The sequence below is a fragment of the Microbacterium sp. X-17 genome, from assembly GCF_039615055.1.
Window position 1 is genome coordinate 302,813 of record NZ_JBDHNI010000001.1, and the last position, 14,973, is coordinate 317,785.

The window sequence follows — 14,973 nt, forward strand, 5'->3', positions numbered from 1 at the left end:
TCCTCCGTTGGCTGCTTCCCCGTCCCGGCTCGCGCACCGGCTACCCCCGGGCCCGCAGCCAACGGAGGAGTTCAGCCCCCGACACGCGGTGCGGCTCCTCCGTTGACTGCTCGCGCTCGGCGTGCCGAGCGGAATCTCCTCCCGCAGCCACGCGAGGGTTCTCGCCGCGGGGCGCGCGGGCCACAATGGGCCGCATGGCCAACCTGACGTTCACCCTCCGCTCGGGCCGACGTGTCGGCGTCACCACGCTGGGCGACCCGCTCGCCGCGCGCGTCATCGTGTTCTGCCATCCCGCCCCCGGCTCGTCGGTGTTCGACCCCGACCCGGACGCGTCGGCGAACCGCGGCGTCCACATCGTGTCGCTCGACCGGCCGGGCTACGGCTCCAGCGACCCGTGGCCGGCCGGCTCCTGGCCGAGCATCGTGGGCGCCGCCGATGACATCGCCGAGTACATCCGCGAGATGAAGCGGCTGGAGTCGCCGATCGGCGTCAACCGCCCGCCGAAGATCGGCATCGCCGGCTGGTCAGCAGGTGGCCGGGTCGCGCTCGCGTTCGCCGCGCGGCATCCCGAGCTCGTCGACCGGGTGGCGGTGGTCGCGACGCCCGCCCCGAACGAGGCCGTGCCGTGGATCGCGCCCGAGCTGCAGAAGCAGTCCGACGAGCTGGGCCGCCTCGCACCCGACGAGGCGCGGAGCCGGCTGTCGGCCATGCTGCAGGGTCAGGCCGACGCCATGCGGGCCGCGGACCTGGAGAGCGGCGTCCCTCTCGACGCGCTCGGCGTCGGGCCTGTGGACGCCGGGGTGCTCGGCCTCCGCGGCCTGGAGGACCGGCTCGGCCGGATGCTGAAGGACGCCTACCGTCAGGGTCCGGGCGGCGTGGCGGACGACATCCTGAGCTACACCGCGCGGCCGTGGGGCTTCGATCCCGGAGCCGTGCAGGCGAAGACGCTCATCATCGGTGGGGACGCCGACCGGATCGCCGGCCACGCGCACGCCGCCTGGTACAAGAAGGCCATCCCGGACGCCCGGATGGAGATGGTGCCGGGCGCGGGCCACCTCGTCATCGCGCCGGCCTGGGCGCGGGTCCTGTCGTTCCTGTCGCCGCACCCGGAGCCGCTGCACGACGCCGGTTAGAGCGCAGCGCGCCGCGGGAACTTGGCCGTCGCCTGCTCGATGACCGCGGGCAGAAAAGCGGACGCCCAGACCCGGTAGCCGTGGTCGTTCGGGTGGAACCAGTCGTCGGCGAACTGGTGCAGCGCCCCGCGCCACCCCTCCCGCCGCATGGCCTCGTGCAGCGGGACGACCGTGAGCCCGCGCTCGGCGGCCGCCTCCCGGAGGATGCCGTTCGCGACCGCGACCTTGCGCTCGTTGCGCGGCAGGTAGAAGTACGGGAGGTCGGCCACGATCGCGTCCGCGGGCAGCGCGTCGAACACCCGGCGGATGCCCTCCCGGAACCGCTCCGCGTCGAAGTCGGCGATGTCGTTCGCCCCGATGGACACGGTGACGAGGTCGGGGGCGTGGTCGGCGAGCCGCGGCAACTGGTCGGCGACGGCCAGCGCGACGGTCGCCCCGGACACGGACAGGTTGACGACCTGGACGCTGCGCCCGGTCGCGGAGCGCACGTGGTCCGCGATCACGCCGACGTAGCTGTTGCGCGGCACGGAGGCGCCGATCCCTTGCGCGGCACTGTCCCCGATGGCCACGTACAGGATCTCGCCCTCCGCCTTGGCGTGGTCGCGCCACCACGCGGAGTGCACGGGCAGCGTCTGGTTGATGCGCTCCTTCCCGGCCGCGATCGACGCGCGCTGATGCGCGACCCACACCCGCCCGGCCACCGCGCCCGCCGCGACGACCACGGCGCCGCCCAGCCAGACCACCGGCTTCAGAATCCCCATCCCGGCAGCGTACTGCGGCCCTCTTGCGCTTCGCTGAGCTTCGGACGCGCCCGGTCCTCCGCCGATTCGCGGTGACCGCGCGCATCCAGTAAACTCGTCGGCGGTACCGTGTCCGAGCGGCCGAAGGTGCAACTCTCGAAAAGTTGTGTGGGTGAAAGCCCACCGTGGGTTCAAATCCCACCGGTACCGCCACGTGCAAGCCCCCGCGATCCCAGTGTTTACATGGGATGCGGGGGTTTTTGCTTTCCCGGAAAGGGCCATTTGCCCACATTTTGCCCACACTCGCGGGAAGAGTGTGACCCGCGCAGAATGTGTGCGGTGCGAAGAATCAACTAGCGGCGGCGCTATCGACGCAGCAGCGGTGCCCGAGATGCTGGCGATGTTGCTGGCGGCGTGGGTGGGCTGGGACGTGTTGAGTGTCGGTCCCGCGCGCCGCGATCGGAGATACGGCGGATGTCGCCTCAGCTTGAGAGCTCGGGCTCACCAGATTTCCGGCGGTTCTGCACCTGATAGCCCCCACCGCTCCGGGGTTCGACGATGAAGAGTTCGGTCGCGCGAACCAGATCCGAAAGCTTCGCGTAGCCCCAATTGCGAGAATCGAAGTCTGGCTGTTGCGCTCGCACTAGATGGCCCACCGTTGCGAGGTTGGCCCAAAGGTCTTCGCCAGTGGCCGTCGCCACAGCGGTACGCAATCCGGAAACGAGCTTCGTGTCGCCTTGGAGGCTCGCCGATGCCGCACGCGTGGGCGCTGTCCTGGCGTTGTGCACGTCGCCCTCCTCAATCACGTCGAGGTAGGTGAACCGGTCGCATGCGTTGCGAAACGCTTCGGGCGTCTTGCGCTCACCGAATCCGTAGACTGTGACACCTTCTTCTCGAATTCGTGAAGCGAGTCGTGTGAAGTCGCTGTCCGAGGACACGATGCAGAACCCACCGAATCGGCGAGTGTACAGCAGATCCATCGCGTCGATGATGAGCGCGCTGTCAGTCGCGTTCTTGCCGGTTGTGTTAGCGAATTGCTGCATCGGCTGGATGACGTGCTCGCTCGCGACGGGCTTCCAGCTGGCAAGGTTCGGCCGGGTCCAGTCGCCGTAGACGCGCTTCACCGACGCCGTTCCGAACCTGGCTACTTCCGCGAGAACAGCTCCGATCCTCGAAGGCGAGATGTTGTCAGCGTCAACGAGCACGGCGAAGAGGTCATTCGGCTGAGCCATTCGACAAGCATGGCATCTCAGGTTGGCTTGAGGAGGAGCGAAAGACCGACGCTCGACTCGGATCCAGCTGGTGTCGAATTCGACACCAGCGCTCAGATTGACCGACCTCTCGCTTCATGAAGAGCAGTGGAGACGGCATCCAGGTCATCGTCAAAGAGATCGGCATACACGTCCAGCGTCATCGCGGCCGACGCATGGCCGAGCATCCGTTGCACGGCTTTGACGTTCGCGCCCGACGCGATCGCGAGGCTTGCCGCGGTATGACGGAGGTCGTGAATCGTTAGCTCGGCGGGCACGCCGGAGCGTTTCTTCGCGTAGACGAACCAACCCTTGCGCTGATCGGGTCGGCGCTGGTGGGTGAACCCGTCCCCGAAAACAAGCGCCCTGCTCGGCTTCCCGGCACAGAGCTGCTCTAGTGGCTCGACGAGGAATTCCGGGAACGGGACGCTCCGCCGCTTGTGCGTCTTCGGCGTTCCGACGACGATGTCGCCGCCGACCATGACCGCGTTCTCGTCGACCTGGAGACGGCGTCGTTCGATGTCAATGTTGTCGACGTGAAGGGCAACGACCTCGCCCCAGCGAAGTCCGGTGTACGCGAGCAGGCGAACGAGCGTCCCGTGGCCGCCGGACTCGACCGCGAGTGCTTCGACCTGCTTGTGAGAGAGGTAAACGTGACGCTTCTTGTTCTTGCGGGGCAGCACGACGCCACGCGCCGGGTTGCTCGGGATCCGTCGGTCGCGGACGGCGACGTCGAGGATGCCGGCCAGAATGCCGTAGGCCCGGAGCGTGACTGTAGCGCTTCGCTTTTCAGCGAGCTCGGTCAGCCAGTCCTGGACATCGCTGTAAGACACGTCGGTGAGCCGCACCTTCTCCCATCGCGGGGCAACGTGAAGGCGCCATGTGATTTCAAGGACCCGATACGCTGACGGCTTCATCGCCGCCTTGCGAGCCTTGAGCCAGGTCTCGTGCCGCTCGCCCATGGTCGCGCGCGAGAGGGCCGGGTCGATGTACTCACCAGTCGCGATCTTCATCTGCACCGACGCCAAGTAGATCTCGGCGGCGTGCTTGGTGCGAAGACCGCGCTTCTCCTTCTGCGTGTGGTCAGGCGCCCGCCAGCGGACGCGATAGCGCCGCCCACCTGCCGTCTCGTAGGGAGTGATACTTCCCATGGGCAGAACCTAGCGCCCGCCACCGACGGGTTCGGACTGCCTTAGTAATGACGACTGAGTTGACCGGCTATCAGAAGATGGGTGCACTCTGGATGTGTGAGAGAGACGCCTGAACGAAAACCGTGGGGAGTATCGGACGAGGAAGCTGTCGAGCTTTGCGGGGAGTGGATGCGGTACCTCGGTGCCACAGACGCAGTCGTGGCAACGGGTGAAGTGCGCCAGATCTGCGATCTGTACGGGTCTCGCCATCTTGGCTGGGTCGAGAACAAGACGGGGAACTTGAAGATCGAAGTGGTTGAACATGCTGCGGCGGTCGTCGCGGCTGACGGACGCAAAGCGTTGGTCTTCGCCCGTCGTGGCGTGAGTCCCGCTGCGCGGATGAGGGCGGACGAGCTTGGAATCGCGATCTTCGGGTTCGATCCTCAGGGTGGAACGCTGGATGGCGTTAGTCTGCTTGGCCGCGAGCTGTTCGCGGCGGCTCAGGCCCGACAGGCCTAGCGGCTTGATCACTTGAGGCCGACCGAGGTGAGTTTGCGATCGGGCGTGGCGATGATCGGTCCGGTGGACGAGTGGGCAGCCCGGCTGAGTTCGGTCTGTGCTGCCGCTCGCGACTTCTCCATCGTCTCTTCCAGCGGTTGGCGTTGCATCATCTCGACCAGCTGGGCGCTCGCCGAGTCCTCGGTTGGGGCAACTAGTACGGCGGCGTTGTGCTGCTTTCCGCGAGTGAGGCCGACGTAGAGGCCGGCAGCGTCGACTCCTGGTCCGACGAGTGCACGGTCGGTCGTCTCGCCTTGAACGCCGTAGACGGTAGTGGCGTAGGCGAGGTGGATGTACGACGCGGCGTAGTCGAGGCTGACCTTCCGCAGATCGGTTGTGTCGGTGCTCGCGGCGAGGATCGCGTGGTCGTTGCCGATCGTCTTGACGATCCAACTCTGGCGGTTCTGAACATCCGCAGAACTGTCGTTGCGTCGGGTCTGGACAACGTCACCGACGAAGATCGTCTGACCCGATTGTCCAGAAAGCGCACGTTCGGGGCGGATCGCCCCAAATTCAAGTCGTCGGCGTTGAATCGCTTCGCTGATCTCCTGCGCTTCGGCGTGAGTTGCCGTGACAAGCGCGATCGTCTCGCGATCGCGCGCGGCGTCGAACCACCCTTGGACCATCGCCTCGCGAGCAGCGACATCGCTATTCGTCAGTACGACATGATCAGTTCGAATGAGGTCTTCGGCCACCCCGCGCATCGCATCATTGCCTCGAGGGTCGCGGAGCCGAAGCGCAATGTCCGCCCAGGCCGGGTCCGCAAAGCGGTGGGTCGTCGCGAGCTCCACCCGGTCTGGCGAGCGCCGCCAGAAGAAAGCCATGGCGCCGGAGTGCCCGACTGGAAGGGCTTGTTGCTGGTCGCCCACGAGAGCTACTCCCGCGCCGGTGGCGTGCACGACATCGAGGAGCGCGGATGCGGCTTCGAGGTCCAGCATGCCGGCTTCGTCCACGACGATGCGATCACCAGGGTTGATTCTGATCCGGGGACCGCGGTAGACGCCGCCAGAAGGCGGGTCAATCTCGCCGATAGCGAGCTGCCGCCATTCAGTTGCGCCGGACGCGGCGGCCTCCCAGCGCCACCCGTAATCGTGAAGCAGCTGGTGGAGGGACGATGATGAAGTCATCGTCTCGCGTCCGGCGACAGCGGAAGCCTTCTTGGTTGGTGCGACGATGATCATCTTGTGGCCGCGACGCCGCAGGGCTGCGCCCGCGACCTTGAGCATCGTGGTCTTGCCTGTGCCGGCCGGGCCGGAGACGACGACGCTGCGCGAGGTGCCACCTATGGCCGCCGCGCCATCGAGCTGCCCATCATCCAGAGCTCGGTCGGGTTCGATTGCGTGGCCGATCGCGGCGACTTCCGCCGTGTCGAGGATTTGTCCGGGGGCGGAGAATGCGTCGACCTTTTGGGCGAGCGTGGCTTTCAGTGTTGCGGTGGTGACCGCCATGAGGTGCTTGACGTGCTTCGGGGCGTTCGGTTCGGAGATCAAGGTCACCGTGTGTGAGTGCGCCACAACGTCGTCAGCGAGCGTCGTAAGGATGCCGCGGTCGGCGACGACGCCAGTCTCCGCGATTGCGCGGAGCGCGCCGGCGCGCACGTCCATCCAGCTGAAGCGGCCGCCGCTGCCTGTTGAGCGGGCGTCCGCGTCGACAACGGCCTTGTCTGCCAGCAACTCGAGGTCGAGATCCTCCACGTCGACAGACGGCAGGAGTGCGGGAGAACGCTGTATGCCGAGCGCAGGGTCGGCGGCATGTAGTTCCTCACGGACAAGCGCGGCCCAGTCGTCTTCGTCCAGCTCGCCAGGCTTGTTCGGCCGGCCGACGGCCCACGCCCAATGGTCAATCTGACTGAGTACATCGTGCGACGGTTCCTGTCCAGGGTGCTGCTGCTTCCACCAGGCTGTGCGGGCGATCTTGTTGGCTTCGATCTGCGCGGACCGCTTCGACAACGGCCGCACCAGATGCTGCAACTGGGTGATCTCCCCGTCGTCGTTGAGGGTGAACCCTTTCGAGGCCAATGCATTGATCCAGGTGGGGTCGGTGCGGGAGGCGAGGTCGCCCTCGGCGTTGATGACGTTCTGGAACCGCAACGCCACGCGGGTGTCGATGTTGGACCATTTGCCGTCTTGGCCTTGAACTTTGACGTTCAGCCACAGGTGGCGGTGCTTGTGCGGGTCCAGGGAGCGGGAGCGTTCGTGGCGGAGTTCGACGACTTCGATCCGGGCCAGGTCTTCGCGGAGGGATCCGCCTTTGCCGCGGCGGGCGTTGAGCTCGGACTGCCACAGCTTCACAATCCGGTCTCGCAACCGGTCTTGGAGGTCTTCATAGGCAGTAGCCAACTCGGGGTCGAGCATCGCGGCGATCGAGAACGACTTCGGCGCGTTGATCGTCGCATCCAGAACCAGATCGGCAACGGGGGACTCGAGGTCACGCCCACGGCGCTCCCCGGTGAGGGGGTCGAGTCCGTCGACCCAGTCCTTGAGTTGGTTACGGGTGAGGAGGTCGTCGCGGATGGCGCCGTTCTCGACGATGTACCGGGTCATCACGGCGTCGGCGTACCCGGCGGCGGCGATGACCCCGTCGGCGGTTTTGGCGGTGAGGGTGGCGTCACAGGTGCCGCTGAAGGCGTAGTTGACCGCTTGCTTGACCCCGTGGGACTGCTGTCCCCGCTTCCATCTGGCTACTCCGCCTCGCACCTGCACTGACCTCCCGCTAACCTCGTCTTGGGCTTCCCGAAACTGGACGGTCTTGTCCTTTTGAAAATGAGTTCCTCTACTTATTACTTCCGGTTCGGCGCGCGTTTTGGCGCGCATTTGGCGCGCACCCGCTCTCCTTCCGGAAGTCGCTCCCTCCCCGGCAGACGGTGACCGGCCAGTTCTGGCCTGTGTTTCCGGCCTTTTGGGCGCGCGAATCGACCTCAGCTGTGAATTTGCAGCCCGCGACGATTTCGGAGCGCACATTGAGTGCAAATCCGTCCGTCTCAGAGCGGCGGCTCACGCCAAGGGGGACCGGCGCGGCTGTCAGAGAGCCGTGCAGCGATGTGGTGTCCGAATCGATTGCCTTCATACCTACACGTTGTGTTTCGCAGCCGGTTTTGACGCGCTAACCCCTCAAATGTCCGAAACCCGCTAATACTCTGTTCGAATCGAGCGGACTTCCGACTCGAACCACGACGGGGGCCGCTCGACCATGCTGCGACTAACCACCGACGCGGGCGGGAGCCGGCTTCGGCCTTGGCCCGGCGGGAGCGAGTCGGGTGAGGTTGACGAAGGGCACACATGCGGTCTCCGCGGTGAAGGCGGCGAGCCATCCGATGGGAGTGTGTGGGTCGGCGGCGATCGCCCACCCGTCCATCACGTACGTGCTGACGGTCTCGATGCACTCCCGCTTCTCCACTGCTGTCGGGTTCGGTGACCCTTCCACGCCAACAAGTCCGCCGTGCAGTTCCGGTGCCATGTTGCTGGTCTCGATGATGAATACCCGCATCCCACTCACTCCAAAGGTCGAGCGACCCTTCTATGGGCCGGTGTCAAATTGGTCTGCCGAGCCGGCGTGATCAGGTGGGGGCGTTGATGCTGTCCTGCTCCTGATCGTTTTTCTTGCCGTTCCGGCACAAAGATCGAGAGCGGGCGGAGGCAGCGCAGTGCCCGGAGGGAGTGGTTGCTAAGCGCAGGGAGCGCAGCGAGTGGAGTCTGCAAATAGCGAGTGGAGGGAACGCAGCTGGTGGAGCTCGCTATGATCGGCTGCCGGATCGGAAAGAAGACCCAAAAGAACAGCACACCGACGGCGTTCAACATGGAGAACAGCGCCGCTTCCGTGCGGCTCCGACAGCCCGCCCCGGGTGCTCCCGGGAAACGGGCGGCCCCGTTCAGAGAGCCGTCCGTCATGTCGCGGCAGTTGTTCTGTTCCCTACGGCTGGTGCGGTGCTTGGCTTTCCGCGCCGCGGCCTGAGAGCACCCTCAGACGCGGGACCTGGTGGCAACCCGATGCGGGGGTCATCCTGTGTGCATGGATGGGACAGCCGACGACGGGTTCTTGGCCCAAGCTGATGAGAACGGCATCCCTCTGCTGCACCTGCACTTCAGACCGCAGGAGCGGACCGAAATCCTGGGCATGGCCGCCGGCCTGAAGTTGACGCCGGAACAGTTGATCCAAGCGATCATCCGCCAGCGACTTCCGGTTCGCGCTGGGGCCGCCAAGACGGAGCGCTCCCGCTTTCGATTGTGAGCGGGGGAGTCGGCGATCTGGGTGAACCAATTGGCCACACCGCGATCGAGCCATCCCACGTATCCTTTGGCTAACGGAGGAGGCTCGCTTGCAGGAGTGGGAGGACGGTATCCTCAGACGCCCCGCTGGCGACTCCACCATCCAGTTACTGCGAATGGGGCAGTGCTTGCCTGACAGCCTGTGCCTCTGCGCCGATGACGACTGGCTGGAGTTGTTCGAACTCGCAACGTGGGAGAACGGCTATCCCGTCTACACCTCGCGCGGCTATACGCCGCAGCTCTAGCCAGGACACCTCCCGAGCGAGGTCGCAGCCGAAGACGATCCTGCTTCCACCACGAAGCCAAGCGCCACACTGTGTCGTGGCCCCTCGTCGAGTCAGGGGTGCCTCACTCAAAGTGCCTACGTGCATCAGCTCTTAGCTTCTTCTCCTGGGTCCTGTATCTCCTGTCCTCTGTAGCTCTTGCTCCTTGCCTCGTTTGTCTTGGCCGGTCGTTCTTGTTTCTGGTGTTCTATTTTTGGTCCCGATCATTCATCTCCAGAAGCTCTAGCCGAAGTGGCATTGGGTGCGCTCCACTTCGGCTAGAGCTGGGGACCGCTTAGCGAGCGGGTTCGCGGGACTATCCCGTTAGCGAGTGGGTTCGGCGAACCCAGCAACTGCAGGTTCGACCACACTGAGGAATGGCGTCGCGTCATCGCCATCCACGTTGCCGGGCTTGCGGTCGCTGCGACGGGCTCGTGGCGAAACCGGAACATCCGGTGCTCCGGCAGCACGAATCTTGGGCGAATCGGACGACTCGACCAGTGTCTACGAGAACAGGTCGTCGCTACGCATGACTGCAGCCCCGACCGAGTCTCTGTCTTGTGCCTTCCCCGACAAGGAGTGGCTCGAAAGTCAAACCCGGTCAACTAGCCCGTCGACGCGCGAAGCCCGGTCGCCTGAGAGCAGGTAACCGGGCTTCGTCGTCGATGGATTCGGGTGGGATCCAAACGATCGACGCCTTCGATTGTTTGAGACCTACTTGCGGACCCACACCTGATTCGGGGCGCCGTTGCAGTGCCAGAGGTCGACGGCGGTGCCGTTGCCGGTCCCGGCGCCGGCGGCGTCGAGGCACAGGGTGGGCGCGGCGGCGGGCGTGATGGTGCCGTCGGCGTTCGCGTTCCAGCGCTGAACGGCGGCGCCGGTGCAGTCCGCGATCACGGCCTGGTCGCCGGCGGTAGCGGTCGTGCCGTCCGTGCCGGCCTGCAGGCAGAGGTTCCCGTAGATTGTGAGTTGCTGGTCGGCGGTCAGGTTCCAGGTCTGGTTGCCTCCGCCGTTGCAGTCCCAGAGGTCGAGCGCCGTGCCGGGCGTGGTGCTGAAGCCGGGGACGTCGACGCAGCGGCCGGACGCCTGACCGACGAGCGACTGGCCTTGAGGGGCGGCGGGGAGGTCGTTGACCGGCTCCTGGTCGCCGTAGCCGTAGCCCCATTTCAGCTGCGCTACTCCCGAGGTGCTGTTGTCGGTGAGGGTGCCGTCGGGCAGGAGGGATTCGATCGAGTACGAGTCGCCTGCGCGCAGTCCCGGCCAGTAGACGATGCCCATCCGGTGCTGCCGGGCGAAGTCGGTCACCGCCGCGAGGTAGGACGTGTAGACGTTCCCGTTGTGCGCTCCGTAGTTGAGGCCGATGGTCATGGGCGAGCCGGCCTCGTCGATGATCGTGCGGCCGGTGTAGGCGCCGATCCTGGCAGCGAGGTCGGCGGTCCAGTCGGCCTCGGTGGTGTGGTTCGCCCAGTAGCCGTAGAAGTGCAGCGACAGCAGGGTGCCCTTGAGCTGGGGCGCGTCCCCGACCCCGACCACGTTGTCGTTGTAGCCCGTGCCGCTGATGACGACGCGATTGCGCGGGACCTGCCGGTGGTCGGTCAGCCACTGCGAGGTGACGGCGATCCACTGGTCGAGCGTGTAGCCGTGCGGCTCGTTCATCGGCTCGAAGTACACGTTGGGGGTGTGCAGGAACTCGCCGACGACGGTGTCCCACATCGCCTTCCAGGCGGGGACGTCGTCGATCAGGCCGTCCTTGCTGGTGTCGGACTCCCAGTAGCTGAGGATGACCTTGTCGCCGCGGGCGGCGGCGGCGTCGATGGTGGCGCGGTAGGAGTTCCACCACGGCGTGCCGACGCTGGCCGGATTGATCGGCAGGCGCACGGTGTTCGCGCCGAGGTTGTGCTCGAAGCCGCCGAGGATGCGCTGCGAGGCAGCGAGTACCTGGTCGTAGCTGTCGGAGCTGCTGAGCCCGGTCGGGACGACCGCGTCGCTCGCGTAGTTGTCCCGCGGGTCGGCCCAGTTCACGCCCTTGAACTCGGAGGTGCCCGGTCCCTTCGACGGCTGGGGCTGGGTGGCGAGTGCGGGGGCGGCGACGCCGATCCCGGTCAGTGCGAGTGCGCCCGCCACCGCGAGGGCAACCAGGCCTCTCCGGGTGGTTCTCTGCAATGTTGACGTCAACATCTTGCTGCGCATCTGATCCTCGTCGATCTGTTCGGTGATGGATTCCGTCGGGTTGGTCGGCAGTCGACCCCGGTGGCACGATGTTGCCATCGGGACTTAGATTCGTCAAGAGACCGGTCACATTGCGGTGGGATGGCTTCGACCGCGAGCCGACGGTCTAATTGCGGAGGGGGCCCGACGAATCGCGGATGATGAGTTCGGGAGCGGGTCTGGTCGATTCCTGTGGTGCTGTGGGCTCGATTGCGGCAAGAAGGCTGCTGACTGCTTCTCGTCCTTGCGCGCGGAAGTCGAGCCGGACCGTGGTCAGCGAGGGAGTGAAGTACGGCGCCTCAGGCGTGTCGTCCACTCCCGTCACGCTGATGTCTTCTGGAACCTGCAGGCCACGCTTTGCGAGTGCATGTATTGCCCCGAGCGCCATCTGATCGTTTGCCGCGACGATGGCGGTTGGGAGCGACTTAGCTGCCAGGGCTGAGATCGTTTCGTAGCCAGAACGCGCGGACCAGTCGCCGTGAACTATTCCTGCTGCTTGGAGGTTGTGATGTTCGAGGGCTGCCTCGAATGTGCGCAGACGGTTGCGCGCTGCGGACCATGTTTCTGGGCCGGCGATGTGCAGGATGCGTCGGTGCCCAAGGGAAACCAGGTGTGCAACCACGGCGCCGATTCCAGACGATTCGAGGTGCTCGCCCGGCGCGAAATCATCTTCTTCGCTCGCAATCAACACCGGCACATCGAATTCGGTGCTCTCGAAGACCGTTCGCGCGCTGTCCGTCGATGTGAAGGCGAGGATTCCTGCGATGTCGTACTGGAGGAGTTGCGTAAGAGCTTCGTTGAGCTCGTCCACGTTTCCCATGTCCAGTGACACGACATCGAGCAGATAGCCGGCTTGGCGTGCGGCCGTGGTCGCGCCTTGGATGATGAGGCTGGGGCCGTACTGGTTGATCTCGTGGGTCAGTGCGCCGATCCGATGGGAGCGGCCGGTGATGAGAGCGCGGGCGGTGAGGTTCGGCCGATAGCTGAGCGTTTCGAGTGCCTTCTCGATCTTGGTCTTGGTTGACTCGCGCATGTCCATGCCGCGCATGTAGCGGCTGACGGACTGGTGGGAGACGCCGGCGGCGGCGGCGATGTCGTAGATAGTGGCGCTTCTTCGTGGCCCGTTCGCGTGAATCGGGTTCGCCTCGACCGCCTCCGACATTGATGGCCCCCTTCTGGTGCATAGCAGAGTATCTGATCCCCGTCGTCGGGGATTTTCCGATCGACTTGCGATCCGTACTTTTATCGGTAACAATATAGCCATTCCCGCAAACTGTTACCGAGAACAGTTAGAAATCGAGACAACGGAGTTCCACCTAGATGCCCGCGACGACGCCAACGCTTCCGCCCGAGATCCTTTTCGGGGTGGCGTACTACGCCGAGTACCACCAGACGGACCGGCTCGAACTCGATCTTGATCTGATGGTGAGCGCGAGCGTCAACGTGATCCGCGTCGGCGAGTCGGTCTGGTCGACCTGGGAGCCGCGCGACGGCGAGTTCGACCTGGAGTGGATGCAGCGCATCCTCGACGCCGCGCACGCCCGCGGCATCCGTGTGATCCTGGGCACCCCGACGTACGCGGTGCCGCCGTGGCTGCAGACGGCGTATCCGGAGATCGCGGGGGAGCGGAAGACCGGTGAGCGCATCGCCTGGGGCGCCCGCCAGGAGGTCGACTACTCGCACCCGACGTTCCGTTTCCATGCCGAGCGTGTCATCCGTCGCATCATCGCCCGCTACGCCTCGCACCCGGCGGTCATCGGTTACCAGGTCGACAACGAGCCGGGCCTGGAGCTGCTGCACAACCACGGCGTCTTCACCGGCTTCATCCGCTCGCTCCGCGAGAAGTACGGCGACGTCGAAACGCTGAACCGGGAGTGGGGCCTCACCTACTGGTCGCACCGCATCGGCGACTGGAGCGAGCTCTGGCGGCCGGACGGCAACACGTTCCCGCAGTACGACCTCGCCTGGCGCCGGTACCAGGCCCAGGTCACCACCGACTTCATCGCCTGGCAGGCCGAGATCGTGCGCGAGTACGCCCGCGACGATCAGTTCGTCACCACTTGCCTGCAGTACCCGCGGCGCGGCGTCGACGACCGCACCGTGTTCGAGACCCTCGATGTCGGCTCCGGCAACCCGTATTACGGGATGCAGGACCGCCTCGACGCGTCCAAGGAACTCAGTCAGCTCAACTACTGGACGACCACCGGAGTGGCCGGCTTGTTCCGCCAGGCCGACCGGATGTTCTCGTCGAAGCAGCAGCGGTACCTCATCACCGAGACCAACGCGCAGTCGATCGACGGTCCGTTCTGCAACTTCCCGCCCTACCCGGGGCAGTTGCGGCAGGCGGCGTTCGCGTTCATCTCGCGCGGTGCGGCGATGATCGAGTACTGGCACTGGCACACCCTGCCGTACGGGACGGAGACCTACTGGGGCGGGGTCCTTCCGCACAGCCTGGTCCCCGGCCGTGTCTATGACGAGGTCAGTGAAATCGGCCGCCAGCTCAAGGCGCTGCGCGGAGGCTTGGACGGCTACGTCCCCGACGCGGACGCCGCGATCCTCTGGTCCACTTCCAGTCGTTACGCCCTGCAGTTCATGCCGCCGTTCGGGCGCGATGACCAGCCCGACGACGAGTCGTACGAGCACATCGTGGACGCCTTCCACCGTGGTGTGATCGACGCCGGGTACCAGGCCCGGATCCTGCATGTCGAGCAGGCACGCGCGCTCGGCGGCGCAACTCTCGCCGACCGCTACCCGGTTCTCATCGCGGCAGGTCTCTACATCAGCACCGACGAAGACCTCACCTTGCTCCGGGAGTATGCGGCAGCGGGCGGCCACTTGATCCTCGGACCCCGCACCGCCTACGCCGACGACGAGGCGCGTGTCCGCGTAGAGGTCGCTCCCGCTGGGCTGGCTGGTCCAGCCGGGGTGCGGTACGAGGAGTACTCCAACCTCGAGTCGCCCGTTCCGGTCGAGTCGCTCGCCGGCGACCTGGCAGACGGGTCCGCGGCCACCTTCTGGATCGACGGTCTCCGCCCGACTGGCGCACGGGCCCTCGCAACCTATGACCACCCGCGCTTCAAGGACTTCGCAGCGTCGACGACGAACGCGCACGGTGCGGGCCGGATCACGGTTGTCGGCACTGTGCCGGACGCCGCGTACGCGTCCTCGATCGCCGCCGCAGCCATCGAATCGACACGGACGAGCCCGTTCGGCCTCACGGGGCTCCCTGTCACCGTTTCGTCGGGCACCGCAGCCGGCCGCCGCTACTGGTTCATCTTCAACTGGAGCTGGGAACCGCAAACGGTAGCTCTATCGGCATCACTGACCGACGCGACGTCTGGTACGGCGCTTCGCGACGGAGCAACCATCGAACTCGCTGCCTGGGACGTGCGCGTCTTCCACTCCGAGGAAGGGGGCCGATGATGG

Annotated in this window: 12 protein-coding genes and 1 tRNA gene; 6 read left to right on the forward strand and 7 right to left on the reverse strand. The window is 65.7% G+C overall.

Annotated elements, in window-relative coordinates:
* The first annotated feature begins 194 nt into the window (after window positions 1-194).
* Complete coding sequence (locus ABCS02_RS01440) at window positions 195-1,133, forward strand: alpha/beta hydrolase (protein ID WP_345833830.1); 939 nt, start codon at window positions 195-197, stop codon at window positions 1,131-1,133.
* On the opposite strand, the gene ABCS02_RS01445 is transcribed toward ABCS02_RS01440, so the two are convergent.
* On the reverse strand, window positions 1,130-1,894 hold the full coding sequence (locus tag ABCS02_RS01445) for an SGNH/GDSL hydrolase family protein (RefSeq protein WP_345833831.1): 765 nt from the start codon (window positions 1,892-1,894) through the stop codon (window positions 1,130-1,132). The two genes, ABCS02_RS01440 and ABCS02_RS01445, sit on opposite strands and share 4 nt — an antisense overlap.
* 102 nt (window positions 1,895-1,996) lie before the next feature.
* Between ABCS02_RS01445 and ABCS02_RS01450 the strand changes: the two genes are divergently transcribed.
* A tRNA-Ser gene (locus ABCS02_RS01450) sits at window positions 1,997-2,086 on the forward strand.
* A 269-nt stretch (window positions 2,087-2,355) separates the two neighbouring features.
* Here the strand turns inward: ABCS02_RS01450 and ABCS02_RS01455 are convergent.
* Complete coding sequence (locus tag ABCS02_RS01455; RefSeq protein ID WP_345833832.1) at window positions 2,356-3,105, reverse strand: NYN domain-containing protein; 750 nt, start codon at window positions 3,103-3,105, stop codon at window positions 2,356-2,358.
* 92 nt (window positions 3,106-3,197) lie between these two features.
* Window positions 3,198-4,274 (reverse strand): site-specific integrase, encoded by a 1,077-nt coding sequence (locus ABCS02_RS01460; protein WP_345833833.1) that lies wholly within the window; start codon window positions 4,272-4,274, stop codon window positions 3,198-3,200.
* A gap of 198 nt (window positions 4,275-4,472) precedes the next feature.
* Between ABCS02_RS01460 and ABCS02_RS01465 the strand changes: the two genes are divergently transcribed.
* A complete protein-coding gene (locus ABCS02_RS01465) occupies window positions 4,473-4,772 on the forward strand; it encodes a hypothetical protein (protein ID WP_345833834.1) in 300 nt (99 codons plus the stop codon).
* Window positions 4,773-4,780: 8 nt separating this feature from the next.
* Here ABCS02_RS01465 and ABCS02_RS01470 read toward each other — a convergent pair whose 3' ends face one another.
* Entirely contained in the window at window positions 4,781-7,624 is a 2,844-nt protein-coding gene (locus ABCS02_RS01470; protein ID WP_345833835.1) for an AAA family ATPase, read from the reverse strand.
* 385 nt (window positions 7,625-8,009) lie between these two features.
* Window positions 8,010-8,297 carry a hypothetical protein gene (locus tag ABCS02_RS01475; protein ID WP_345833836.1) on the reverse strand — a complete coding sequence of 96 codons (288 nt, stop codon included), beginning with the start codon at window positions 8,295-8,297 and terminating at the stop codon, window positions 8,010-8,012.
* Window positions 8,298-8,819: 522 nt separating this feature from the next.
* Here ABCS02_RS01475 and ABCS02_RS01480 point away from each other — a divergent pair.
* Together ABCS02_RS01480 and ABCS02_RS01485 are read left to right on the forward strand one after the other, a co-directional pair.
* Window positions 8,820-9,038, forward strand: coding sequence for a hypothetical protein (locus ABCS02_RS01480; protein ID WP_345833837.1), 219 nt, complete (start codon window positions 8,820-8,822; stop codon window positions 9,036-9,038).
* An 88-nt stretch (window positions 9,039-9,126) separates the two neighbouring features.
* Window positions 9,127-9,321 carry a hypothetical protein gene (locus tag ABCS02_RS01485; RefSeq protein WP_345833838.1) on the forward strand — a complete coding sequence of 65 codons (195 nt, stop codon included), beginning with the start codon at window positions 9,127-9,129 and terminating at the stop codon, window positions 9,319-9,321.
* Between the two features lie 732 nt (window positions 9,322-10,053).
* Here the strand turns inward: ABCS02_RS01485 and ABCS02_RS01490 are convergent.
* Together ABCS02_RS01490 and ABCS02_RS01495 are read right to left on the reverse strand one after the other, a co-directional pair.
* Window positions 10,054-11,463 carry a ricin-type beta-trefoil lectin domain protein gene (locus tag ABCS02_RS01490; protein WP_345833839.1) on the reverse strand — a complete coding sequence of 470 codons (1,410 nt, stop codon included), beginning with the start codon at window positions 11,461-11,463 and terminating at the stop codon, window positions 10,054-10,056.
* Window positions 11,464-11,674: 211 nt separating this feature from the next.
* Window positions 11,675-12,709, reverse strand: coding sequence for a substrate-binding domain-containing protein (locus tag ABCS02_RS01495; RefSeq protein ID WP_345833840.1), 1,035 nt, complete (start codon window positions 12,707-12,709; stop codon window positions 11,675-11,677).
* A 203-nt stretch (window positions 12,710-12,912) separates the two neighbouring features.
* On the opposite strand from ABCS02_RS01495, the gene ABCS02_RS01500 reads away from it, so the two are divergent.
* Window positions 12,913-14,970, forward strand: coding sequence for a beta-galactosidase (locus tag ABCS02_RS01500; protein ID WP_345833841.1), 2,058 nt, complete (start codon window positions 12,913-12,915; stop codon window positions 14,968-14,970).
* The last annotated feature ends 3 nt before the right edge of the window (window positions 14,971-14,973 follow it).

Coding starts and splice junctions, on each gene's coding strand:
- ABCS02_RS01440 (WP_345833830.1), top strand. CDS start 195: ATGGCCAACCTGACGTTCACCCTCCGCTCGGGCCGACGTGTCGGCGTC.
- ABCS02_RS01445 (WP_345833831.1), bottom strand. CDS start 1,894: ATGGGGATTCTGAAGCCGGTGGTCTGGCTGGGCGGCGCCGTGGTCGTC.
- ABCS02_RS01455 (WP_345833832.1), bottom strand. CDS start 3,105: ATGGCTCAGCCGAATGACCTCTTCGCCGTGCTCGTTGACGCTGACAAC.
- ABCS02_RS01460 (WP_345833833.1), bottom strand. CDS start 4,274: ATGGGAAGTATCACTCCCTACGAGACGGCAGGTGGGCGGCGCTATCGC.
- ABCS02_RS01470 (WP_345833835.1), bottom strand. CDS start 7,624: ATGCGCGCCAAAACGCGCGCCGAACCGGAAGTAATAAGTAGAGGAACT.
- ABCS02_RS01475 (WP_345833836.1), bottom strand. CDS start 8,297: ATGCGGGTATTCATCATCGAGACCAGCAACATGGCACCGGAACTGCAC.
- ABCS02_RS01480 (WP_345833837.1), top strand. CDS start 8,820: ATGGATGGGACAGCCGACGACGGGTTCTTGGCCCAAGCTGATGAGAAC.
- ABCS02_RS01495 (WP_345833840.1), bottom strand. CDS start 12,709: ATGTCGGAGGCGGTCGAGGCGAACCCGATTCACGCGAACGGGCCACGA.